Annotated in this window: 21 protein-coding genes; 9 read left to right on the top strand and 12 right to left on the bottom strand. The window is 49.1% G+C overall.

Features of this window, described 5'->3' with window-relative positions:
• Window positions 1-95 precede the first annotated feature (95 nt).
• From tpx to HMPREF0999_RS14965, 3 genes are all read left to right on the top strand, one after another.
• A complete protein-coding gene (tpx, locus tag HMPREF0999_RS14955) occupies window positions 96-596 on the top strand; it encodes a thiol peroxidase (RefSeq protein WP_005865275.1) in 501 nt (166 codons plus the stop codon).
• Window positions 597-701: 105 nt separating this feature from the next.
• On the top strand, window positions 702-1,919 hold the full coding sequence (locus HMPREF0999_RS14960) for an MFS transporter (protein ID WP_005855551.1): 1,218 nt from the start codon (window positions 702-704) through the stop codon (window positions 1,917-1,919).
• 27 nt (window positions 1,920-1,946) lie between these two features.
• Entirely contained in the window at window positions 1,947-3,230 is a 1,284-nt protein-coding gene (locus tag HMPREF0999_RS14965; RefSeq protein ID WP_008780917.1) for an MATE family efflux transporter, read from the top strand.
• A gap of 51 nt (window positions 3,231-3,281) precedes the next feature.
• Here the strand turns inward: HMPREF0999_RS14965 and HMPREF0999_RS14970 are convergent, their stop codons facing one another.
• The 12 genes from HMPREF0999_RS14970 to HMPREF0999_RS15025 form a co-directional block, all read right to left on the bottom strand.
• Window positions 3,282-4,988 carry an acyl-CoA dehydrogenase family protein gene (locus HMPREF0999_RS14970; protein ID WP_008780918.1) on the bottom strand — a complete coding sequence of 569 codons (1,707 nt, stop codon included), beginning with the start codon at window positions 4,986-4,988 and terminating at the stop codon, window positions 3,282-3,284.
• 4 nt (window positions 4,989-4,992) lie between these two features.
• A complete protein-coding gene (locus HMPREF0999_RS14975; protein ID WP_009017714.1) occupies window positions 4,993-6,012 on the bottom strand; it encodes an electron transfer flavoprotein subunit alpha/FixB family protein in 1,020 nt (339 codons plus the stop codon).
• A gap of 4 nt (window positions 6,013-6,016) precedes the next feature.
• Window positions 6,017-6,922: an electron transfer flavoprotein subunit beta/FixA family protein gene (locus tag HMPREF0999_RS14980; RefSeq protein ID WP_005855555.1), complete on the bottom strand. Its 906-nt coding sequence runs from the start codon at window positions 6,920-6,922 to the stop codon at window positions 6,017-6,019.
• A gap of 154 nt (window positions 6,923-7,076) precedes the next feature.
• Window positions 7,077-7,556, bottom strand: a complete 480-nt coding sequence (locus HMPREF0999_RS14985) for a helix-turn-helix domain-containing protein (protein ID WP_009276287.1) — start codon at window positions 7,554-7,556, stop codon at window positions 7,077-7,079.
• A gap of 183 nt (window positions 7,557-7,739) precedes the next feature.
• The gene (locus HMPREF0999_RS14990; RefSeq protein WP_005855557.1) at window positions 7,740-9,119 is read right to left on the bottom strand and encodes an MFS transporter; all 1,380 of its coding nucleotides are present in this window, start codon (window positions 9,117-9,119) and stop codon (window positions 7,740-7,742) included.
• Between the two features lie 112 nt (window positions 9,120-9,231).
• Complete coding sequence (locus HMPREF0999_RS14995) at window positions 9,232-10,341, bottom strand: hypothetical protein (RefSeq protein ID WP_010184701.1); 1,110 nt, start codon at window positions 10,339-10,341, stop codon at window positions 9,232-9,234.
• Complete coding sequence (gcvP, locus tag HMPREF0999_RS15000; protein ID WP_009276289.1) at window positions 10,338-13,190, bottom strand: aminomethyl-transferring glycine dehydrogenase; 2,853 nt, start codon at window positions 13,188-13,190, stop codon at window positions 10,338-10,340. Before gcvP ends, HMPREF0999_RS14995 begins: the two co-directional genes overlap by 4 nt.
• Window positions 13,191-13,202: 12 nt before the next feature.
• Window positions 13,203-13,841: an MBL fold metallo-hydrolase gene (locus tag HMPREF0999_RS15005; RefSeq protein WP_009276290.1), complete on the bottom strand. Its 639-nt coding sequence runs from the start codon at window positions 13,839-13,841 to the stop codon at window positions 13,203-13,205.
• A complete protein-coding gene (gene rsmG / locus HMPREF0999_RS15010) occupies window positions 13,838-14,530 on the bottom strand; it encodes a 16S rRNA (guanine(527)-N(7))-methyltransferase RsmG (RefSeq protein ID WP_011966023.1) in 693 nt (230 codons plus the stop codon). Before rsmG ends, HMPREF0999_RS15005 begins: the two co-directional genes overlap by 4 nt.
• Before the next feature lie 20 nt (window positions 14,531-14,550).
• Window positions 14,551-15,402 (bottom strand): DUF3298 and DUF4163 domain-containing protein, encoded by an 852-nt coding sequence (locus HMPREF0999_RS15015; RefSeq protein WP_005855566.1) that lies wholly within the window; start codon window positions 15,400-15,402, stop codon window positions 14,551-14,553.
• A gap of 201 nt (window positions 15,403-15,603) precedes the next feature.
• Window positions 15,604-16,038: a hypothetical protein gene (locus tag HMPREF0999_RS15020; RefSeq protein ID WP_009017719.1), complete on the bottom strand. Its 435-nt coding sequence runs from the start codon at window positions 16,036-16,038 to the stop codon at window positions 15,604-15,606.
• Between the two features lie 663 nt (window positions 16,039-16,701).
• Window positions 16,702-17,160: a Lin1244/Lin1753 domain-containing protein gene (locus HMPREF0999_RS15025; RefSeq protein ID WP_009276291.1), complete on the bottom strand. Its 459-nt coding sequence runs from the start codon at window positions 17,158-17,160 to the stop codon at window positions 16,702-16,704.
• A 395-nt stretch (window positions 17,161-17,555) separates the two neighbouring features.
• On the opposite strand from HMPREF0999_RS15025, the gene HMPREF0999_RS15030 reads away from it, so the two are divergent.
• The 6 genes from HMPREF0999_RS15030 (at window position 17,556) to HMPREF0999_RS15055 (ending at window position 23,362) form a co-directional block, all read left to right on the top strand.
• Window positions 17,556-19,370, top strand: coding sequence for a glycoside hydrolase family 2 protein (locus HMPREF0999_RS15030; RefSeq protein WP_009276292.1), 1,815 nt, complete (start codon window positions 17,556-17,558; stop codon window positions 19,368-19,370).
• 95 nt (window positions 19,371-19,465) lie between these two features.
• Window positions 19,466-19,963 carry a GNAT family N-acetyltransferase gene (locus HMPREF0999_RS15035; RefSeq protein WP_009276293.1) on the top strand — a complete coding sequence of 166 codons (498 nt, stop codon included), beginning with the start codon at window positions 19,466-19,468 and terminating at the stop codon, window positions 19,961-19,963.
• 66 nt (window positions 19,964-20,029) lie between these two features.
• Window positions 20,030-20,635 (top strand): DUF4290 domain-containing protein, encoded by a 606-nt coding sequence (locus tag HMPREF0999_RS15040; protein ID WP_008771685.1) that lies wholly within the window; start codon window positions 20,030-20,032, stop codon window positions 20,633-20,635.
• Window positions 20,632-21,936: a UDP-N-acetylglucosamine 1-carboxyvinyltransferase gene (gene murA, locus HMPREF0999_RS15045; RefSeq protein ID WP_008780928.1), complete on the top strand. Its 1,305-nt coding sequence runs from the start codon at window positions 20,632-20,634 to the stop codon at window positions 21,934-21,936. Before HMPREF0999_RS15040 ends, murA begins: the two co-directional genes overlap by 4 nt.
• 12 nt (window positions 21,937-21,948) lie before the next feature.
• Window positions 21,949-22,470 (top strand): ribosome maturation factor RimM, encoded by a 522-nt coding sequence (rimM, locus tag HMPREF0999_RS15050; protein WP_008780929.1) that lies wholly within the window; start codon window positions 21,949-21,951, stop codon window positions 22,468-22,470.
• A gap of 28 nt (window positions 22,471-22,498) precedes the next feature.
• Complete coding sequence (locus tag HMPREF0999_RS15055; protein ID WP_008780930.1) at window positions 22,499-23,362, top strand: M23 family metallopeptidase; 864 nt, start codon at window positions 22,499-22,501, stop codon at window positions 23,360-23,362.
• Window positions 23,363-23,368: the final 6 nt, after the last annotated feature.

Below are 23,368 nucleotides of genomic sequence, written 5' to 3' on the forward strand. Positions count from 1 at the left end.
AAAAACATTGTTTATTTTCGTTTGTTTTATCGACAGAAAGCTGCTTATATTTGCGCAGCCAACTTAAAGTAAGACTATTTAATTTACATACAAAGATGGCAAAAGTAACATTAAAAGGTAACGAGATTCATACGAACGGCGAGTTGCCAAAAGTTGGGACAGAGGCTCCGGACTTTAAGGGTGTAAAAAGTGATTTATCCGAATTGTCGCTAAGCGACTTGAAAGGAAAGAAAGTGGTGATAAATGTTTTTCCGAGCTTGGATACAAGTGTATGTGCGGCATCGGTAAGACGCTTCAATAAAGAAGCCGCTTCGCATCCGGATACGGTGGTATTAGCTGTTTCTAAAGATTTACCTTTTGCGCATGGACGTTTCTGTACTACGGAAGGTATTGATAAAGTGATTACATTGTCAGTGTTCCGGTGTTCATGTTTTGAGGATAAGTATGGGATGCTTCTGGTAGACGGTCCGCTGAAAGGGTTATTAGCCCGTGGCGTGATAGTGGTCGATGGAGCTGGTAAGGTGGTTTATGAGGAACTTGTTCCCGAGATTACTACCGAACCGAATTACGATGCGGCTTTAGCTGCATTGAAATAAATGTAGTAGATTATTGTTTTTCATTGGTTAAAGTTAAGGGTTAGTGTAGGAGGCCGTCGGATGTGAATCCCGCGGCCTTCGTTTTTTTAATACAAACACGTTTATATGGATAACTGGAAGCGAGTATTTGCCATTATTTGGACGGGGCAGTTCTTATCTATACTGACAAGTTCGATTGTTAATTTCGCGATAGTCTTGTGGTTGAGTCTGGAGACAGGTTCCGCTGAGGTATTGGCATTTGCTACGATGGCCGCTTTGTTACCTCAATCTGTTTTGGGGCTTTTCACGGGGATCTTTATCGACCGGTGGAAAAGGAAGCGGGTGATGATTATGGCAGATAGCTTTATTGCTTTTTGTACGTTGATATTGGCGGTCTTGTTTTATTTTGATTTGGCTAAGATTAGTCATATATATGTGTTATTGGCCCTTCGTTCCGTAGGTTCTGCCTTTCATATGCCCGCTATGCAAGCTTCTGTTCCTTTGCTGGCTCCAAAATCGGAGTTGATGCGCATAGCTGGGATTAATCAGGTGATCCAGTCGGTGTGTAATATCGCCGGGCCCGCTTTGGCCGGTCTATTCATAACGATGATGAAGATGACGAATATCCTCTTATTGGATGTGGCTGGAGCGGCGTTCGCTTGTCTATCGCTCTGCTTTGTCTTTATTCCCGATCCTTCTCATGAGGAACGAAATTCAGAATTGCATCTTTGGAGAGAGGCGAAAGAGGCGATTATGGAAGTCCGTAACCAATATGGGCTATCGTGGTTATTCCTATTGTCTATATTGGCTACATTCGTGATTATGCCGGTAAGTGTCTTATTCCCGTTGATGACGTTGAATCACTTTGCCGGAAATGCTTTCCAAGTGAGTTTGGTCGAGGTTTCATGGGGTGGAGGAGCCTTGCTCGCGGGTGCTTTACTGGGGCTTAAGAAATATCGTTGGAATGAGATACTGTTGATTAATGGGATGTATATAGCGTTGGGATTGACATTCTTGTTTTCCGGGTTGTTACCGGTATCCGGTTTTATCTGGTTTGCGGTGCTGACGGCTTTAGGAGGTGTTTGTGGTTCCCTGTATTTTGCTACTTTTACTACGGTTATCCAATCTCGCATTGATCCGGGAGTTATGGGAAGGGTATTCTCTTTTTACATGAGCTTTAGTATGCTTCCTTCGATGATCGGTCTTTTGAGTACCGGCTTTTTGGCGGATTCTATCGGGCTTGGAAATACCTTTATAATAAGTGGGGGCTTTTTATGTTTGATAGGTATTATATCCTTTTTTATCCCTTCGTTGATCAGTCTGAAAGAGAGTTTTAAGAGATAACGATATCGTATTTAGACACTATTTAATATGAATAAGAAAATACTTCAACTGGCGATACCTTCTATTATTTCCAATATAACCGTACCTTTATTGGGATTGATAGATGTGGCGATCGTGGGACATCTTGGATCTGCTTCGTACATCGGGGCGATCGCTGTAGGCGGGATGCTGTTTAATATTATCTACTGGATATTCGGGTTTCTCCGTATGGGGACAAGCGGTATGACTTCCCAAGCGTACGGGAAACGGGATTTGACGGAAGTTACCCGGATCTTATTCCGGTCTGTCGGGGTTGGTTTCCTGATATCTTTGGGGCTTTTGATACTTCAATACCCTATCTTGAAGGTTGCGTTTACTTTGATCGACGCAACGGAGGAGGTAAAACAATGGGCCTCTCTCTATTTTAATATCTGTATCTGGGGAGCGCCGGCTGTATTGGGGTTATATGGCTTTGCCGGTTGGTTTATCGGTATGCAGAATTCTCGTTTCCCGATGTTTATCGCTATCACGCAGAATATCGTGAATATTGCGGCCAGCCTATGTTTCGTGTTTGTGCTGGGTATGAAGGTGGAAGGCGTAGCGTTGGGAACACTGATCGCCCAATATGCGGGTCTCCTCATGGCGTTTGCTCTTTGGTTGAAATATTATAAACGTTTGAAAGCGTATATTGATTGGAACGGGCTTTGGGGTAGGGAGGCGATGCGTCGCTTCTTCTCAGTCAATAGTGATATATTTTTCCGGACCTTGTGCTTGGTCGCTGTTACGACTTTCTTTACTTCTACAGGTGCGAGACAAGGGGATGTGATATTAGCCGTAAACACCTTGTTGATGCAGTTATTTACCTTGTTCTCTTATATAATGGATGGATTCGCTTATGCGGGAGAGGCATTAGCCGGTCGCTTTATTGGAGCCAAAAACGATGTGGGGTTACGTAAATGCATTCGCTTATTGTTCCTATGGGGAATCGGCCTCTCATTGTCTTTCACGATCCTTTATGCGTTGGGAGGGAAGAATTTTCTGGGATTATTGACGAACGATACCTCAGTCATTGAAGCTTCCGGGGATTATTTCTATTGGGTGTTGGCGATTCCTTTATGTGGATTCTCCGCTTTCCTTTGGGACGGTATCTTTATCGGTGCCACGGCCACACGCCAGATGCTTTACTCGATGCTTGTGGCCTCGGGCACTTTCTTTATTATGTATTACTTGTTTTATCAATCGATGGGGAATCATGCCTTATGGATGGCTTTCCTTTGGTATCTGTCTTTACGTGGCGGTATGCAATGGGTACTTTGGCGGTTAAAAAAATAAGGCGAGAACCTGTAACTGATCCTCGCCTCATTTTATCCTAGGAAAACCTATTTACTGTTGTTTGTAATAAGCTAAGTCCTCACGATTGAAGTTGTTGATGAAGGATTCGATCTTATCAATCTCAGCTTGTCCGTAGTTTACATAAACCTCGGCGGAACGGCGGAAGCTGTCATCTTTGTTTGCGTCTTGCAATAGCAAGTAGCCGAATACGCAATGAGCGGCTGCCTCGACCATACGGCGAGCTTGGAAGTCAATATATTCGTTATCCTTTGTCTCCGTAACCTTGGCTACCACTTTCTCATACTTCTCGGTCATAGCGGCAAGTTTGTTCTTCAGAGCCTCTAATTCCGGCTTATACTCGATCGCTTGGTATTCACGAATCTGGTTCAAGTAAGTACCCGTGGTGACGTGGCGGATGGCCGCTACGACTTGCAATTGGGTGGTACCCTCATAGATATTCGTGATGCGGGCATCCCGGTAGATACGTTCGCAAGCGTAGTCTTTCATGAAACCGGAACCTCCGTGAACTTGGATAGCGTCGTAAGCGTTCTGGTTTGCGTACTCGGTAGTCATGCCTTTACCCATCGGGGTGAAAGCATCCGCGAGCTTGCTGTACTTCTTGAATTCTTGACGTTCTTCCGGAGTCAGTTTACGTTCCTTGGATATATCATCCAACGCTTTGTAGACGTCAACGAAACGGGCGGTCTCGTATAACATAGAACGGGAAGCATCCGCTTTCGCACGCATCAAGGCGATAATCTCAGCGATCGCCGGGAACTCGATGATAGACTTACCAAACTGTTTACGATCCAAGGCGTAAGCATAAGCCTCACGATAGGCAGCCTCGCTAAGTCCTACGGCTTGAGCCATGATACCCAGACGGGCACCGTTCATCAAAGCCATTACATATTTGATCAAACCTAGCTTACGATCACCGCAAAGCTCGGCTTTCGCGTTCTTGAATACCAACTCGCAAGTAGGAGAGCCTTTGATACCCATTTTGTTCTCGATACGACGGACATTCACGCCACCATTGCGCTTGTCGTAGATGAACATGGAAAGGCCACGTCCATCCTTCGTACCTTCCTCGGAACGGGCCAATACCAAATGGATGTCAGCGTCGCCATTCGTGATGAAACGCTTTACGCCGTTCAGATACCAGCAACCGTCAGCCTCGTTGTAAGAAGCTTTCAACATAACGGATTGAAGGTCGGAACCTGCGTCCGGCTCCGTCAAGTCCATAGACATGGTCTCTCCGTCGCAAACACGAGGGATGTAACGTTGGCGTTGATCCTCGTTGCCGAACTCGTATAAGGTCTCGGCACAATCTTGTAGACCCCAAAGGTTCTCGAAACCGGCGTCGGCACGGGAAACCAAGTCGGCGGCCATGATGTAAGGGACGATCGGGAAATTCAACCCATTGTAGCGGCGAGGCATAGCGATACCCATCAAGCCGGCCTTGCGAACGGCATCGAGGTTTTGCTGTGTCCCGGAAGCGTACGTGACACGTCCGTTCGCTACCGTGGGGCCCTCATGGTCTACGCCCTCAGCGTTCGGGGCGATAATTTCCCCGCAAATCTCACCAACGATCTCCAATACTTTCTCGTAGCTATCCATTGCGTCCTCGAAATCGATCGGAGCATAATCGTATGTATCCTTGTCGGCATAGCCGCGCTCTTTCAGCTCTACGATACGCTTCATCAACGGATGGTGAAGATGATGCTTCAAGCTGGGATTATCTGTATAGAAATTAGCCATAATCTTACTTACTGTTCTTTTTGTAATACTTAATCATCTTAGGAATCACCTCTTCTACCGTACCATTGATTACGTAATCGGCGATCGTGTTGATCGGGGCGTTCTCATCATTATTGATCGAAATGATGATACCGGCGTCTTGCATGCCGGCGATATGCTGGATCTGCCCGGAGATACCGCAAGCGATATATAATTTCGGACGCACCGTGACACCGGTCTGACCGATCTGACGGTCGTGGTCGCAGAAACCGGCATCGACAGCCGCACGGCTGGCACCTACCTCGGCGTGAAGCTCTTTCGCCAAATCGAACAATAAATTAAAGTTCTCCTTAGAGCCTACGCCATAACCTCCGGCTACTACGATCGGAGCGCCTTTCAGGTTGTGCTTCGCTTTCTCTACATGACGGTTGATCACTTTCACCACATAGTCTGTCTCGGGGACATACTTCGCTACGTCGTGGTGGATCACTTCGCCTTTATAGTTCTCGTCCAAAACCTCCTTTTTCATCACGCCCTCACGAACGGTCGCCATTTGCGGGCGATGTTCCGGGTTGATGATCGTGGCTACGATGTTACCACCGAACGCCGGACGGATCTGATATAATAAGTTCTCGTAGGTGATACCCGCTTTCTTGTCCTCGTGCGAGCCGATCTCCAAAGAGGTACAATCGGCCGTCAAGCCGCTTGTCAAGGCCGAGGATACACGAGGGCCCAAGTCACGACCGATCACCGTAGCGCCCATCAAGCAAATCTGCGGTTTCTCCTCCTTGAACAAATTGATCAAGATAGAGGAATGAGGAAGTGACGTATAAGGGAACAGACCCGGAGCGTCGAACACATGAACCTTGTCGACGCCAAAAGGCAATACTTGTTTCTCTACACCCTCAAGGCCGGACCCGGCAACGATCGCCTCCAGCCCACAGCCCAATTGATTGGCTAGCTTACGACCTTTAGTCAGAAGCTCAAGACTTACATCGGCAACGTTCGTGCCTTCTGTCTCACAATATACAAATACGTTGTTCATAATCTTATCCGATGGTGTGGTTAGCTAACAGTTCGACAATCAAATCCTCTACTTCTTGGTCGGCGCTGGAGATGGTCTTGCTTTCCTTGGCTTGGAAGACGATATTCTCGATCGCTTTTACCTTCGTCGGCGAACCGCTAAGGCCGCATTGAACCAAGTCACCATTCACGTCGGCTACGCTCCATTCTTGAATATCCAAATACGGGCGGGTCTCGTACAATTCCGGGTAGCGAAGAGTCGGCGTACCGTCCTGGTGACAGGCGGGTTGCACGGCCCGTTCCTGTTTACCCATGGCGTGTTTGTACTTTTGTACCAACTTCGCGTTGCGGGGACGGCAGGGAGCGGCGGAGCCGTTCACGGTGATAACGATAGGAAGCGGACCTTCCACGGTCTCGACACCCCCGTCGATATGACGTTTTACGGTGATACGTCCGGCCTCCTTATCAACGTTTAGGATTTCCTCGGCATACGTGATCTGGGTCAGTCCTAATTTCTCAGCGACTTGCGGACCTACCTGTGCCGTATCGCCGTCGATCGCTTGGCGACCACCGATGATAATATCATAATCGTTGATTTTCTTGATAGCCGTGGCAAGCGCATAGGATGTGGCTAACGTGTCGGCTCCGGCAAACGCACGGTCGGTCAACAAAAAACCGCCGTCAGCACCACGATACAAACCCTCGCGGATGATTTCGGCGGCACGTCCCGGGCCCATCGTCAGCAGCGTAACTGTCGTCCCGGGGTAAGCGTCTTTCAAGCGTAACGCTTGTTCCAACGCGTTCAGGTCTTCCGGGTTAAAGATCGCGGGCAAGGCGGCGCGATTGATCGTACCGTCCGCCTTCATGGCGTCCTTTCCCACGTTTCGTGTATCCGGGACCTGTTTCGCTAAAACTATAATTCTTAAACTCATATTATATAGGAATATTAGATTTTTATATTGATGTAATACTTCTACTTTCTTGTTAATCTCGAGGTGCAAAAGTAATCAAACATTCTTTATAACAAAGAACTTTGCGGAGGAAATTGCACACTTGGCGTGTGTTTGAGCATGTATTGCCTGCTGATTACTCGTAGCAATGATAGGTTCTCTTCCGGTTTGAGCCCGGTTTTTTTTTCTCGATGCGCCATTCCCAAGGCTGCGATTTCGTCAGCGTGCGGAAGAACTTGGAGAATACCGAGGGCTGCGAGAAACCCAGCTTGGCGGCGATCGCGGTGATGCTCATGTCCGTCCGCTCCATCAGCTCCTGAGCTTCGAGGAGAAGGTAGCGGTTGCGCCATTCCATCGCCGACATGCCGCCGATGGCGAGGATGGCGCCCCGGAGCTCGCTGGTCTTGAGTTGCATTATGCGGGCGTATTCGCTGGTGTCCATCCGGCCGTACTTGCGGATGAGATAGGCGAAGAGATCGATCAGGTTGTTGCCCGAGGGGCGGTTGCCGTCGAAGTCGGGAGGGACGCCCATCCAAAGCTCTTCTTCGGTGGGTTTACGCTTGAAGACGGTGATAAAGACATCTTCCGGGGGGATTCTCTTGAATGTTTCTTCCATGATGATCTGTTTTAAGGTTGTTTTTTCTCAAGGATTTGATCTTGCGATTCTTCCGGGTCAAATCTACGGATTATGATTGGATATCGCAAGCCTTAAAGGTCAAATTCATGTGTTTGGATTAGATATTTTAGAACTACGAGGTCAAATCAAAGGTAATGGATTTGACCTCGTAGTTTTATCGGGTCAAATCTTTTGGCTATCCAGCCTCTTTACGACTTGTCCATACACGATCAACGCTACGGCGGATACCAAGGCGATCGCACCGAAGTAATACCAGATGTAATGGGCGTTCGCGCTTGCCGCCAGCCATTCCTCGTGAGAGGCGAACAGGGTTGGCTCCGGGCAATACTTGCTTAAAAGGAAACCGGATAGCCCGAATCCGAAGATAGAGGAGAGGAAAGAATGCAAATGGCTGAATCCAAGATAGAGACCTTCCTCTCCCTTGGGTGCTTGCAAGGAGAAATACTCGAGAAAGCGAGGGGAAATGAACGTCTCCGCCAGCCCTTGGAAGACGATACCCACCACCATCATGAAGGCTACGGGATGCATCCCTAGGATCAAGGAATTAGTATCCAGCATATTACCGGATGCCATGCAAAGAGCGGACACCGGCATGATAAACATACCCACCGTCATGGAGGTAAGCGCTGTCCGCTTCCGCATCATCTGTGTTACTAGATTGACTGTCAGAACTACGACTAAAGGGTTTACGTTGGCATACCAAGAAGGAGAGGCTCCCTCGCCGGCCAAACGAAGCACATATTTTGGCATCGTGGCATACAGCTGGTGTTGTACCATCCAGAATCCGGTGATAATGATGATTAATGTAATGAGCCGTCCGTTACTACAAACCTTGATCAAGGCGTTCCAGATCTGCCCGAACGTCTTGCCCTCGCCCGAATGCTGAGCGCTTTTGTAGAAGAACCAGATGGCTAGCAAGGCAAGGAAGGTCATGCTCGCCGAGAAATAGTTCAAGGTAATCAAACCTTCGTTGCCCAACGCCTCACGAAGCGGCTTCACGATGGTCTTCCCGGAGAAGGCCCCGATATTTACCATCGCGTAGAAGATAGAGAAGCCCTTCGCACGGGTTTCCGGCGTAGTCTCTTTAGCGACCGTGCCGGAGATAACGCTCTTGATAAAAGCCCCGCCGCATACGATCAAGGCCATGATAGGGATAATGCCGTACTGAAGATTGCTCTCCAGCAATCCCGTAAAGGTAGTCGTCGTGCTGTATTCAACCAGTCCGGCGGATTGAAGCCAAGTAGGGTAAACAGCCAGTCCTAGATAGCCACAAGTTAACAAAGTGAAAGCCAGTAGCATCGAGTTGCGGAAACCGATCTTATCGGCCAACGCTCCGGCGAATGTGGGCAGCAGATACAGACAAGCGGAAAAGATACCGGCGATGCTGGCGGCCTGAATATCGTTAAAGCCTAAGATGCGGCTAAGATAAAGGGTGATGACGATAAATACGCCGTAATAAGCGGCTCGCTCGAACAACTCGACGGTGTTCGCTACCCAGAATGCTTTACTGAATTTGATTTTCTCTTGTTTCTTAGTTGTCATGATATTATTTATTAGTAAGATAGATTAGATGGATAAGTCAAAGAGGAGGCGCAGGCGAGAAAATGAAGAGCTGCGCCTCCTCGTCTTTGTTTTATCGTATAGTAATTACGAATTAGGGCTTTACGGTATACGGTTGGTGGATCGCCTTATCGAAAGCTTTCCAATGCTCATCCGTCATGTTGCCCGGCGTAAACAACGCCACGCCGGCCGCTCCGTTCTCCATGGAGCCTCTTACGGCCTCCTCGATCTCGGACGGGATCAGTCCATGGCCTTCCGGGTCCTTGATATTCGCCTTGTTCTGCCAATCCTCGCAGATGAACAGACCGCTATAAACCGGCTTCTTGCCTTGCACGGCGGCTACTTCCTCTTTCACGATCGGAGCCAGCCAAGAAGCGTCCTCCAGATAGAAATCGTTATAATTCATCGGGAAGAAAGCGTCGATATTCCATTTATTCCATTCTTGGCGAACCATCCACTTGGCGTGAGAGTCCGGCCCCGGGAATACGGCGGCGCTCACTTTCTTGCCTTTGCCGTGAACCTCGTCAGCGATGCGATTTACCAATTTCGTGATCAGGTCGCAACGGAACTGCGCCCATTCCGCGCATTTGGAAGGATCCTCTACGGATTTGATATCGATACCGGTAGCGGCCTTGAAATCGGCCACGCATTTGTCACAGTAGCAATAGTCCGCCGTAGGATATTCCTCGTCCATCACCAAGCCGTATTTTTCCCAAAGTCCGCGGGCCAGGATGACATCCACGTAACGGATATAATCCAGATGGATATAATCCACCTCCGGGATATCGGCTACCTTGCCATATAGATTCAGCAAGAACTCAGCCGTGCCTTCTTGGTTCGGGCACAGGCATTTGTAATAAGGGACATATGCCTGTACGGAATAGGCCGACTCGCCTTTCCGGTTTACGGCGTAGAGGGTGGAGTCCAATCCATGTTGCAACATGGCAGGAATCCACGCATGGTATTCCATGCCATTGGCATGGGCCGCTTTGGCGGCACGCTGGATTTTCTCCGTGTCGTGGCCGGCGTTGTAGCACATCCCGTCTACACCGTGGGCATGCCATTTACTAAAGTCCGCTTGTAAGGTTTGCTCGGTGGTATTCTCACCTTCGCCTTGCCATGCGTAGACCTTGACTGTTTTCTCGGGCGCCTTGACGCAAGCCGTCAGAGCGACGGCCGCCAAAGCGATAAAGAGCTTCTTCATATCTCGCAAGCGCATAAAGTCGGGATCAAGTTACGATCGCCATAAGCGTTATCTACACGGGCTACGTTAATCCAGAACTTGCTGTCGTGCAACCATTCCAGCGGGAAGGCGGCCTTCGTGCGGGGATACGCGTGTTTCCACTCGTCGGCGGTCACCTCGTATTCCGGATGCGGGGCGTTCTTCAAGACGTTGTCCTCCTTCGAAGCCTTGCCTTCCTCCACCTCCTTGATCTCGTTCCAGATACATTCCATTACCTCTACGAAACGATCCAGCTCGGCCTTGCTCTCGCTCTCGGTCGGCTCTACCATCAAGGTGCCGTGTACCGGGAAAGATAGGGTAGGAGCGTGGTAGCCGAAGTCCATCAAACGCTTGGCGATATCGCCCTCGTCGATGCCCGAACGCTCTTTTACCGTACGGCATTCCAAGATCAACTCATGACCTACACGGCCTGTCGCTCCGGTATAGACGATACCGTACGTATCCTTGAACTTAGCGGCCAAGTAATTGGCGTTCAAGATGGCCGTCTTCGTCACCGTCTCAAGACCTTCCGTACCCAGCAAGCGGATGTAAGCGTACGTGATCGGCAGGATACCGGCGCTACCATAAGGAGCCGCGGATACCGTATTCAAGTCGCTGCCCCAAAGCACCGGATGCTGCGGCAAGAACGGAACCAGATGCTCGGCCACGCAGATCGGGCCTACGCCGGGACCACCACCTCCGTGAGGAGAAGAGAAGGTCTTATGCAGGTTCAAGTGACATACATCGGCGCCGATCGTACCCGGATTTGTCAATCCAACCTGCGCGTTCATGTTGGCGCCATCCATATAAAGCTGTCCTCCGCAAGCGTGAACGATGTCGCACATCTCCTTGATGTCCACCTCGAAGATACCATGCGTAGACGGATAGGTAATCATGCTGGCAGCCAAACGCTCCTTGTTCTCCTCGGCTTTCGCACGGAAATCTTCCAGATCGATATTACCATTCTCGTCGCATTTAACGGTTACGGTCTTATACCCGCATTGGATAGCGCTGGCCGGGTTGGTTCCGTGGGCGGAAGCCGGAAGCAAAACGATATCACGATGGCCTTGGCCGATGCTTTCCTGATAAGCACGGATCACACGAAGACCCGTGTACTCGCCAGCGGCGCCGGAGTTCGGTTGCAACGTACAGCCCTTGAAGCCCGTGATCGTGCATAAGTAAGAAGACAGGTTCTCGATCAGCTCCGTATAGCCTTCCACTTGCTCCTCTGGAGCGTACGGGTGGATATTCATGAATTCCGCACGGCTAAGCGGCAACATCGTAGAAGCCGGGTTTAGCTTCATCGTGCAAGATCCCAGCGAGATCATGGATTGGGCCAAGGAAACATCCTTTCGTCCCAAACGGGTGATGTAACGCATCAACTCGGTCTCCGTATGATATTTCTTGAATACGTCTTGCTGCAAGAAATCGGAGGTACGGGCGAATTTAGCGTCGAAATAAGTCTGGGCGGGGATAGACTCGTCCAGCATATAGTCTTTACCTGCGGCGCCGGCGAAGATGTATAATAATACGCCTATGTCCGTAGGCAATGTCGTCTCGTCTATGCTGACGCCTACTTGTCCGGCCTCGAAGTAACGCAAGTTCACCTTGCACTCCAAGGCGATCTCACGCAGTGCGTTCACCGACACGTGCGCGGGAAGCTGTATCTTCAAGGTATCGAAATAATCCTTGTTTAATTGCGTATATCCCAGTTTCTCCAACTCCTTGGCCAAGAATCCGGCCGTGGAATGAATCCGTCCGGCGATGTTACGCAACCCCTCCGCTCCATGATATACGGCGTAGAATCCGGCCATGGTAGCCAACAACGCCTGAGCCGTACAGATATTGGACGTTGCCTTCTCACGTTTGATATGTTGCTCGCGGGTCTGCAAAGCCAAGCGATAAGCCGGATGGCCGTAAGCGTCCTTGGAGATACCGATGATACGTCCCGGGATCGTACGTTTATAATCGTCCTTCGTAGCGAAGAAAGCGGCGGAAGGACCCCCGTAGAACATCGGGATACCGAAGCGCTGGCTGCTACCGAATACGACATCCGCTCCCCATTCTCCCGGAGGAGTCAACAATACCAAGCTCATCAAGTCGGCGGCTACGCCTACCTTGGTTCCGGCGGCGCCCGCACGGGCTACGAATTCCTTATAGTCCTCGATCGAACCATCCGCGTTCGGGAACTGTACGATGGCGGCGAACACGTCCGGCGTGAACTCGAATTTCTTATAATCGCCCACTACCACCTGGATGCCCTGCGGGATCATGCGGGTGTGGATGACGGCCAGCGTAGAGGCGAACACGTTCTCGTCAACGAATACCGTATTGGCTTCCGCTTTCACCTGCGCACGGCTGCGTGAACCATGAAACATGGTAACCGCCTCGGCTGCCGCTGTCGCCTCGTCGAGTAGCGAGCAGTTCGCCAAGGGCAATCCGGTCAGTTCGCAGATAACAGTCTGGAAGTTCAGCAACGCCTCCAAGCGTCCTTGGGATACTTCCGCCTGATACGGCGTATAGGAGGTGTACCAAACCGGGTTCTCGAATACGTTACGTTGGATCGGGGCCGGGCAAACCGTGTCGTACCAACCCATACCGATATAAGAGGTGAATACCTCGTTCTTGGAAGCCAGCTCGGCGATATGCTCGGCGAACTCACGTTCCGTCATGGCCTCCGGGAGGTTCAACGGCTCTTTCAAACGGATGTTGGCCGGAATGGTCTGATCGATCAACTCGTCCAAAGACTTCACGCCAATCGTCTCCAACATAGCGGGAATATCTTCCGCTGAGATGCCCACGTGGCGGTTTACAAACTTATTTGTGTCCATAATTCTAGTATTTTATAAATAAGGATTATTTAATTTCTCATCAATGATTCGTGTCTCGGGGCCATGGCCGGGGTATACCACGGTCTCGTCCGGCAACGACAGTAATTTGTCCTTGATAGCGGCAAGCAGTATATCTTGGTTGCCTCCCCATAAATCGGTACGGCCGATGCTTCCGGCGAACAAGGAATCCCCGACGATCACGAAACCGTTCTTCTTGTTATAGAAAGCCACGCCTCCGGGCGAATGACCGGGAACGCTCAATACCGCCAGCTCGGATTTCCCGAACTTTATGATTTCCCCGTTTACCAGATATTTCCCTACCGGGACGCTTTTCGCCTTCATCGACAGGCCGAACGCCTTGGCTTGCTCCTCGGGGGAGGGAAGGCCCTCCACGTCCGCTTTATGGGCTTCCGGGCTCAACCCGTAGGTGTTATGGACGAATTCGTTGCCGAATATGTGATCCAGATGGAGGTGCGTACAAAGGTAACGTTTCAGCGTCAGCCCGTTCTGGGCGATAAAGTCGCTTACTTCTTTTTGTTCCTCTTTGCGCAGGCAGCCGCAATCGATAAGGACTGCCTCCTTGGTATCATCGTATAGCAAGTAAGTATTCTCGGAGAAATAGTTTACTTCGAAAGATTTTATCGTAATCATAAGGGTACGTACACTACTTTTTTAGTTTCAAAAAACTCTTCTTTAAAATGGTCTTTCAGATCCATGCTTATCGCTTGGTTCCGGAAAGGCAATATCTCGTGCGCCAGCTCTCCACCTTTCAGACAAATCAATCCGTTGGGCAATGCGTTGATCTGTTCTTTCTTTATATTCTTGCGGACGATCTTTACCAGATCCGCCAGAGGCATCACGGCACGGCTTACCACGAAATCGAAAAGCTGCTTTTCCTCCTCGCCCCGGCAATGGCGGAAGGATACGTTCTCCAGCCCGATCGCCTCGGCCACGGCTTGTCCCACCTTGATTTTTTTCCCGATGCTGTCTACCAGATGGAAATGGGTCTCAGGGAATAAGATCGCCAAGGGGATGCCGGGAAAACCGCCTCCCGTACCCAGATCCATCACCGAGGAACCCGGCTTGAAACGCAGCATATCGGTGATACCCAGCGAGTGAAGCACGTGATGCGGATATAGGTTCTCGATATCCTTCCGTGAGATCACGTTGATCTTGGCGTTCCAATCCGTATATAGGTCATATAGGGCGGCGTATTGCTCTTTTTGCCGGTCGGTGAGATCGGGGAAATAAGATGTGAGAATTGAAAATTGAGAATTGGGAATTGAGAATTTCTCTGTATTTTGTTCCATAGGACATCTGTTTATAGGTTTATCTATCATTAATTTTCAATTTTCAATTTTCAATTTTCAATTAACTGACTTATCGGGCTGTCATCCCGCAGCAAATAGCGGATTTCCTTGTAAGGGAGATGGACGTTCGTGACGCCTACCACGTATGCCGCTATCTCATATTCGTTGAAAGAATAGGTGATGCCCGTCTCGTCTACGAGGAAGTTGCCGTTCGGGAAGATCTCGTCCACGCTAAAGAAACCGATATTTTCCAGTTCCTTGGCGTCGGATACGTTGTTTTGCTTGGCGATCTGATCTACCAATATTCGCGCCAGATTGTCTTGATAGTTGTCCACGAATATCTCCTCCTCGGTGATCGGCTTACCGGTCTTGAGGTTCACTACATGGTTATTGTAGGAATGTGCGCCATGCGCTCCGCCCGTATAGTTCTCGAAGCTTACCGTATAGCTGATGATATCGTCTTGGTTGAAGGCGATATCATCCGACGACATCTCATAGTAAGAGAACCAAGAGCCCACCGGTGTCTCGTCGGATTTCGCCACCTCAGCCTTGTAATCCTCTTCCAGATCCTTATAAGCGGCCAGATAGTCGTCGGTATATTTCCGTACCGCCTCCTCGGGGGATAATTGCTCATAATTCTCGCCGAAATAAGAGGAGACGAACTGTCTCTGTAGATTCTTAAGAACCTCTTTATCCGAATATTTCCGGGGATAAACGAACTTGATCTCTAGATTGCAATTGGGATTATCCGGATTATCTAACAAATGGTAAGTCTTTTCCACGCTGATAGAATCAAACGTGATACTGTTTTCAGAAGCCTTCTTCGTTCCGGTATCGCAACCCGTGGCTAAGATACCTATCAAAAGAAGCGCCAGCATGCTTTCGCGTAAATGCGTTCTCATCGGACTACAGATTTAATTTATTTGTACGCGAATGTACGTTATTAAATTGTATAATCAAATTGCACGATGAAGTTTAATAAGAGGACAATCTTTCCTCGGTGGTTTTCGGGTTGAGTTGTCTATTTGTCCGATACTTTCCGGGTGTTCTCTTGCGTGAGAAGAATAGTTCCCATTTTATATCACCTAGGGGCGTACCCAGCCTTATGAGAATACAAATGTTATTTTCATGCTTTCATCTAGATGAAAGCAAACTGTATAGGTTATCATATTTGGAAAATAAGAGCTTTCTGCCACTATAGACATCACATCCATAGGCTTTAGATCAAAAACAGTCTTTCCTAAATAATCTGTATATAAAACAGAATCTGGCTTAATGACTGTATTATACCTTTTATACTTTAATATTCCATTTCCTTCATAAGATGCAAGGCCACCAAACTCTGTCGTTATATTAATGTCATAATACAAATACACTTTTGCGCCTGCATCAGGTTTTCTTGAGCTTGTACTTTCTTGGTCATAATAAACCTCTATTTCGGCTTGAGGATCTTCTGGTTTTTCCCCTTCATCGATAATGTCATTTTCACTACAACCAATAAAAATGACCATGAAAAATATGAATAAAGAAGTTCTCATGTTTCTGAATCAGTTTTAATTAGTTAACAACTAAAATAGGATTGCCCTAAATGTACAATTAGTTTTTATCATACCATTATAGTTTGAAGGAAATTATGGGTAATGATGATAAAATTTAACTATAGCCTATTGGCACAAGTCTACCATCAATAGGATGTGAACGCATTAAAAAGGTTAAACAATAGTGAGCTACCTATATTCTCACGAACGAGATAGCTCTTTTCTTTATTTAACTAAATAACCAAGCTTTTCCTCCGAAAAGCCATGTTGTTAAATTCGATTAATTATAGGCCAAATGTATAATTATTGGAGAAATAGAGTTTTTATGGGCAGACACAAAAAAAAGCGTGAAGCTGCCGTTATATTGTTATGTGTCTTTTAGGTATCCCCATACCCTTTCAGCCATAACAAACGACAGCTCACGCCTATATTATATTTGAGATAATACAACAGCGTGAGCATGAAGTTTGTTATTCTGGCTGAGTTAAATGGGGAATTTTAAAAGACACAGAATAACACTCGATGCTCTAATACATAATATGTCGCCATGCTTTTCGGCTAACGCTATAGCCACATGACGATGCAAATATAACTATATATTTTGTAAATCAATGTTTTTATTGGCGAATTATTAACAGATAGGCAAGTGTATACTACTCGTTCTTATGCTTTCTCTTTAGCTATCAGCCCATCGAAATACCTCCGCAGCAACCACGCCATGGCTTGCTGTCGCACCATCGTCAGCCGATAGTCCTCGCTGATGGGCAGGTGACCCGGTGGTCTCCAATGGGCGAAGAGGCTCATGGCGTGGCGTTTCTCCTCGGGGGTATCGTGTATCAATCCCCGCTCTTGCAAGGACTGGTAGACACGGGCGGGATAAAGGCGTTCCAGCGGGTAACCGGCCTTGTATTGCTGGAATACCTTGCGGAGGAAGGCACGCTCACGCTCTTCCTTGTAAGCCGTGATATAATAGCCATTGGCATAGATGTCACAAAGCAGGGCAATACATAATAGAAAAGTGTCAGATCCGTATTTGCGCTTTATTTGACGGATTTTACGGTTGCTTAGTAAATCCGTGTCGAGCGGGACATAATCCGGCTCCTTTTTAATAGGTCGTGCCATTACTCCTCCTTTTCCGGGTATCCTTGAATAAGAAGATTTTTACAATAAGCAGAAAATCAGGTCATGTTTTCAAGGGGTTGAAAATCAGAGTCGTAAAAACATCGTAATGTTTGCGTCGAAACACGTACATGTTTTTCCGAAAAGTCGTACGTGTTTTGGGAAATTCACGTACGTGTTTTTCCGGAAATGATATTGATGTAAAATAGGAACATTAAAAAAAGACAATAACCTTACCTTGTGAGATTCTGTCACAAGAGATATTCCGGGTATTTGATGGTTAGATCGATTTGGGTACGGTTCTCCTATTGGTATCCGAGGACGATGTGGATTTTGGATATTTTCTATTATCTTTGTCTGCTGAAAGTGTATTATCAATTCAAAATGTAAATAATATCATGAGAAAATTATTGTTAGCCTTTTGTGCGTTCGCAACGATTTGTAGCGCCGGGGCGCAGTGGAAGCCCGCCGGAGACAAGATCAAGACGGACTGGGCTGAGAAAGTAGATCCCCGGAATGTATTGCCAGAATATCCACGCCCCGGGATGGAACGTGCGGATTGGCAGAATTTGAACGGCGAGTGGGAATACGCTATCCTTCCAAAAGGACGGGCAGAGCCGACGAGTTTCGATGGGAATATCTTGGTGCCGTTCGCCGTGGAATCCTCCTTGTCCGGCGTGCAAAAAGAAGTGGGGGAGAAGAATGAGTTGTGGTATAAACGAACCTTTACGGTGCCCTCCTCATGGAAAGGAAAAGATATCTTGTTGAACTTCGGCGCCGTGGATTGGAAAGCGGACGTGTTCGTGAATGATATCCTGATCGGTTCCCACACGGGAGGCTTTACCCCGTTTTCCTTGAATATCACTCCCTATCTGAATGGCAAAAGTACGCATAAGCTGGTGGTGCGTGTATGGGACCCGAGCGATAAAGGCTACCAACCCCGTGGAAAGCAAGTGGCCAACCCGGAGGGAATCTGGTATACGCCGGTCACCGGAATCTGGCAGACCGTATGGCTGGAGCCGGTCGCTTCCTCGCATATCACCTCTATCAAGGCGATCCCGAATATCGATAATGGCGTGATGAGCGTGACGGTCGGGGCTTGTTCCGACTCCCCGGTGTCGGACATCGTGGAGGTCAGCTTGCTCGATAAGGGGCAGGTGGTTGCTACCGCCAAGGGCGTACAAGGGACAGAATTACGCTTGGCCGTGCAAAATCCTACGTTGTGGGAACCTTCCAATCCTTATTTATATGATATGAAGGTGAGCTTGTCGAAGAATGGCAAGAAGGTGGACGAGGTGAAATCGTACACCGCCTTCCGTAAGATATCCGCCGAGCGTGACGCCAACGGCATCATGCGTATGCGCTTGAACAACAAGAACCTGTTCCAATACGGCCCGCTGGATCAAGGCTGGTGGCCCGACGGGCTTTACACGGCTCCCACGGACGAGGCGTTGCTGTATGATATCGTGAAGACGAAAGCGTGGGGCTTCAACATGATCCGCAAGCACGTGAAGGTAGAGCCGGCCCGCTGGTACTATCATTGCGATAAGGAAGGTATGCTGGTTTGGCAGGATATGCCTAGCGGCGACATGGGTAACCAATGGGCGCCTCATACGTATAACGGTGGAACCGACAAGGAGCGTACCGAGGAGTCTATCCGTAATTATTACAAGGAGTGGAAGGAGATCATGGACCTGTGCGTCTCGAATCCTAGCGTAGTAGTATGGGTGCCCTTCAACGAGGCTTGGGGCCAGTTCGATACCGAGAAGGCTGCCGAGTGGACAAAAACATACGATCCTTCCCGTCTGGTGAATCCGGCCAGTGGCGGTAATTTCCGTGCGTGCGGCGATATCTTGGATTTGCATAATTACCCGGCCCCGGCGATGTACCTGTTCGATCCGGTGCGTGTAAACGTATTGGGCGAGTATGGTGGTATCGGCTTGGCCGTGGAGAACCATTTGTGGTGGAATAAACGCAACTGGGGCTATGTACAGTTTAAGAATAGCGATGAGGTGACCGCCGAGTACGTGAAGTACGCCAAGGAGTTGAAGGCGATGGTCCCGAAGGGTTTCTCCGCCGCTGTCTACACGCAAACCACGGACGTGGAGGGCGAGGTGAACGGCCTTATGACCTACGACCGTAAAGTGATCAAGATCAACGAGGCCGAGGTGCGCAAGGCGAACCAAGAGGTGATCAAGGCCTTGTCTGAGTAGAAGGCTTAGAAAAAATAGTTATTTGACTCGATGATAGATCCGGTCCGGGCAAAGAGAGATTCTTTCCCGGATCGGATTGTTTTAGCGAAATGAATATGATTCGGAATGTGAGTTTGCGAGACGCCAAGGCGATCGTGGATATATACAATGAATATGTCGTGAATAGCGTGGCTACGTTTGAGACGGAACCTTTGCGGGTGGAGGAGATGGAGGGTCGCATAGCCGGGATCTCGGCGAGCTATCCTTATCTGGTGTACGTGGATCAGGATGAGGTCGTGGGATATTGCTATGCCCATACGTGGAAAGAAAAGGCAGCTTATAAATATACGCTTGAGACCACCGTTTATTTATCCCCGAGATACAAGGGCAAGGGGATCGGCCGGCAGCTTATGGAAAGGCTGATCGAGGAATGTCGGGCAGGCGGCTACCACGCCCTGATCGCCTGCATCACTGAGGGGAATGAGGCCAGCTACTCGCTGCATGAGAAGCTGGGGTTCAGAAAAGTATCCCACTTCGAGAAAGTAGGGCTGAAATTCGGGCGGTGGCTGGACGTGGTAGATTATGAATTGATAATTAAGCCTAACGAGAGGTAACTTTCGAATCTCAATTTTCAATTCTCAATTAATATACCTATCTTCGCGATAAACAAAATGTAAAGAATGAAATACAATACAGAAGGAAAAAGATTGACTTTGCCCGAATACGGACGCAATATCCAAAATATGGTGGACTATTGCGTGACTATCCAAGACAGGGAAGAGCGTAAGCGTTGCGCCAACACGATTATCAACATCATGGGAAACATGTTCCCGCACTTGCGTGACGTAAACGACTTTAAGCATATCCTTTGGGATCATCTGGCGATCATGGCCGATTTTAAGCTCGATATAGACTATCCGTACGAGATCATCAAGAAGGAGAACCTGTATAGCCGTCCGCCTCGTATCCCGTACAACAATAACCGTATACGCTACCGCCATTACGGAAAGACCTTGGAGCTGATGATCCGCAAGGCCACGGAGCTGCAACCCGGCATGGAGAAAGACCAGCTCGTGCGACTGCTGGCCAACCAGATGAAGAAATCGTTCCTTACTTGGAACAAGGAAAGCGTGGACGACCGTAAGATCTTCAAGGATCTGGACGAACTCTCCGGCAGCAAGATCGTATTGAGCGAGGAGGAACATAAACTGGCCGAGAGCCGTGATATATTGGCCCGTAATAACAGTGGCGCCCACAAAAGAAACTTTACGCGTAAAGGCAGATGAGCTCGTTCGTTATAGAAGGTGGTTATCGCTTGTCCGGCGAGATCGTCCCGCAAGGCGCCAAGAATGAGGCGCTGGAGGTGATCTGTGCGACATTGCTAACACCGGAGAAGGTGACCATACACAATGTGCCCGATATCTTGGACGTGAATAACTTAATCCAGCTCCTTAGGGATATGAGGGTCAAGGTGGAGCATCCGTCCGCCGATACCTATACCTTTCAGGCGGACGACGTGGACATGGAGTATTTACGTACCGAGGAGTTCCTGCGCAAGAGTGGTAGCCTGCGGGGTTCCGTGATGATCGTAGGCCCGTTGGTAGCCCGCTTCGGCAGGGCGCTGATCCCGAAACCGGGTGGCGACAAGATCGGGCGACGCCGGCTGGATACGCACTTCGTGGGAATCCAGAAGCTGGGCGCTTGCTTTAGCTACGACGCCGAGCGGCAAGTATACGAGATAGAGGCACGCCAGTTGAAAGGCGCTTATATGCTGCTCGACGAGGCTTCCGTGACCGGAACGGCGAATATCTTGATGGCTGCCGTGCTGGCCGAGGGGGTGACGACGATCTATAACGCCGCCTGCGAGCCTTACCTGCAACAACTTTCCACGATGCTGAACCGCATGGGAGCGAGAATCTCAGGTGTCGGTTCTAACCTATTGACAATAGAAGGTGTACGGTCGCTTTCCGGCACGGAGCATACCATCCTCCCCGATATGATCGAGGTGGGTAGCTTTATCGGTATGGCCGCTATGACCGGATCGGAGATCACCATCAAGAATACAGGATATGATAAGCTGGGGATCATCCCGGACGCTTTTCGCCGCTTGGGTATTACCGTGGAGCAGCGAGGCGATGATATTTATATCCCCCGGCATGATTCCTACGAGATCGATACGTTTATCGATGGTTCTATCATGACCATCGCCGACGCTCCTTGGCCGGGGCTTACACCGGACTTGCTGAGCGTATTTCTCGTAGTGGCTACGCAATCCGTGGGAAGCGTGCTGATCCACCAGAAAATGTTTGAGAGCCGCTTGTTCTTTGTGGACAAGCTAATCGATATGGGAGCCCAGATCATCCTTTGCGACCCGCACCGGGCTACGGTGATCGGGCTGGGCAACCGCTTCAAGTTACGGGGCTCTACGATGGTATCCCCGGATATCCGTGCGGGTATCGCCTTGCTGATCGCCGCCATGAGCGCCGAGGGCACCAGCACGATCCATAATATAGACCAGATCGACCGGGGATATCAAGGGATCGATAAGCGATTGAACCGGATCGGGGCACGTATCACGAGGATTTAAAGATTTTAGGCGATGATTAGAGAAGAAGAGGTTTTCAAGATCGGGCAGTTTGCCAAGCCCCATGGCATCAAGGGGGAGTTGTCGTTGGTGACGAATAGCGATGTGCTGGAAGATGCCGAGGACCCGTACATTGTTTGCGAGATGGATGGTATCTTGGTACCGTTCTTCGTGGAGGATTTCCGCTATAAGACCGATACGGTGGTCTTGGTGAAACTGGAGGACGTGAATTCCGAGGAGGATGCTCGTATGTTTGTGGGCAAGGAGGTGTTTTATCCTTTGGACGCCGTGGACGAGGAGGATCTCGTGGGGGATATGACGTGGGACAGTTTTATCGGTTATACCGTGACGGACGTACAGAAAGGCTATTTAGGAGAGATAACAGACGTGGATGAGACGACAATCAACGTCCTTCTGCGTGTCGATCATAAAGGCGAGGAGCTGTTGATCCCAGCCGTGGAGGAGTTGATCACCGAGGCCGACCATGAGGCCCGTAGCCTCACTGTGTCTTTGCCGGAGGGACTGATTGATTTATAATTGAGAATTTATAATTGAAGATTAGGGGTTGAAAAAGAAGAATACGAAATCGTTTTGGCACCGGATCCGGTTTAAATATAAACTTTCCTTCATCAATGAGGGGACGTTGGAGGAGGTGTGGTCTTTCCGGCTTTCGCAGTTATCGGCGTTTGTCACTTTGGCGGTGTTCGCCTTTTTCTTGATCGCCGTTACCGCTTTTATCATCATCAAGACACCGATTCGCAACTACTTGCCGGGTTATCTCGACGTGGAGGTTCGCAAGGAGATTATGCAGAATGCCTTGCGGGCGGATTCGTTGGAGCGTATGATCGAGATCCAGTCCCTTTATCTGGATAACGTGGCCGGAATCATTTCCGGTACGATGCCCTTGGACTCGATCCGCCAGATAGATTCTTTGGCTAGCAACGATATTAACTATGAGATTCCTCGTAGCAAGGAAGAGACTCGCTTCGTGAAAGATTACGAGGAAGAGGAGAAATATAATTTATCGGTATTGACCGACCCGGGCAAGGTCCCGACCGAGGGGGTCTTTTTCTATAAGCCCGTGAATGGCGTGGTCACCTCTCATTATGAGACGGATGTCCATCATTATGGCGTGGATCTGGCCGCGGCCCCGAAGGAGAGTGTCTTGGCTACGTTGGATGGTACGGTGATCTATACCGGTTTCGATCCGAACCACGGAAACGTAATTCAATTACAACATAAGAACGGATTCATCTCGGTTTATAAGCACAACGAATTGTTGCTAAAAGAGGTGGGAGACCATGTGGTAGCCGGTGAGGCGATCGCTTTGGTCGGGAATACGGGAGAGTTGTCTACCGGGCCGCACCTGCATTTCGAGTTGTGGTATAAGGGCAATCCTGTGAATCCGGAAGAATATATAGCTTTTTGATATTCC

It is taken from the genome of Parabacteroides sp. D25 (assembly GCF_000307475.1).
In the GTDB taxonomy this organism is placed as follows: Bacteria; Bacteroidota; Bacteroidia; order Bacteroidales; family Tannerellaceae; genus Parabacteroides; species Parabacteroides distasonis.

Coding starts and splice junctions, on each gene's coding strand:
- HMPREF0999_RS14970 (WP_008780918.1), bottom strand. CDS start 4,988: ATGGCTAATTTCTATACAGATAATCCCAGCTTGAAGCATCATCTTCAC.
- HMPREF0999_RS15020 (WP_009017719.1), bottom strand. CDS start 16,038: ATGAGAACTTCTTTATTCATATTTTTCATGGTCATTTTTATTGGTTGT.
- HMPREF0999_RS15040 (WP_008771685.1), top strand. CDS start 20,030: ATGAAATACAATACAGAAGGAAAAAGATTGACTTTGCCCGAATACGGA.
- HMPREF0999_RS14960 (WP_005855551.1), top strand. CDS start 702: ATGGATAACTGGAAGCGAGTATTTGCCATTATTTGGACGGGGCAGTTC.
- rimM (WP_008780929.1), top strand. CDS start 21,949: ATGATTAGAGAAGAAGAGGTTTTCAAGATCGGGCAGTTTGCCAAGCCC.
- HMPREF0999_RS14990 (WP_005855557.1), bottom strand. CDS start 9,119: ATGACAACTAAGAAACAAGAGAAAATCAAATTCAGTAAAGCATTCTGG.
- HMPREF0999_RS15030 (WP_009276292.1), top strand. CDS start 17,556: ATGAGAAAATTATTGTTAGCCTTTTGTGCGTTCGCAACGATTTGTAGC.
- HMPREF0999_RS15035 (WP_009276293.1), top strand. CDS start 19,466: ATGATTCGGAATGTGAGTTTGCGAGACGCCAAGGCGATCGTGGATATA.
- HMPREF0999_RS14985 (WP_009276287.1), bottom strand. CDS start 7,556: ATGGAAGAAACATTCAAGAGAATCCCCCCGGAAGATGTCTTTATCACC.
- HMPREF0999_RS14980 (WP_005855555.1), bottom strand. CDS start 6,922: ATGAGTTTAAGAATTATAGTTTTAGCGAAACAGGTCCCGGATACACGA.
- murA (WP_008780928.1), top strand. CDS start 20,632: ATGAGCTCGTTCGTTATAGAAGGTGGTTATCGCTTGTCCGGCGAGATC.
- HMPREF0999_RS15005 (WP_009276290.1), bottom strand. CDS start 13,841: ATGATTACGATAAAATCTTTCGAAGTAAACTATTTCTCCGAGAATACT.
- HMPREF0999_RS15015 (WP_005855566.1), bottom strand. CDS start 15,402: ATGAGAACGCATTTACGCGAAAGCATGCTGGCGCTTCTTTTGATAGGT.
- rsmG (WP_011966023.1), bottom strand. CDS start 14,530: ATGATAGATAAACCTATAAACAGATGTCCTATGGAACAAAATACAGAG.
- HMPREF0999_RS14965 (WP_008780917.1), top strand. CDS start 1,947: ATGAATAAGAAAATACTTCAACTGGCGATACCTTCTATTATTTCCAAT.
- gcvP (WP_009276289.1), bottom strand. CDS start 13,190: ATGGACACAAATAAGTTTGTAAACCGCCACGTGGGCATCTCAGCGGAA.
- HMPREF0999_RS14995 (WP_010184701.1), bottom strand. CDS start 10,341: ATGAAGAAGCTCTTTATCGCTTTGGCGGCCGTCGCTCTGACGGCTTGC.
- HMPREF0999_RS15025 (WP_009276291.1), bottom strand. CDS start 17,160: ATGGCACGACCTATTAAAAAGGAGCCGGATTATGTCCCGCTCGACACG.
- tpx (WP_005865275.1), top strand. CDS start 96: ATGGCAAAAGTAACATTAAAAGGTAACGAGATTCATACGAACGGCGAG.
- HMPREF0999_RS14975 (WP_009017714.1), bottom strand. CDS start 6,012: ATGAACAACGTATTTGTATATTGTGAGACAGAAGGCACGAACGTTGCC.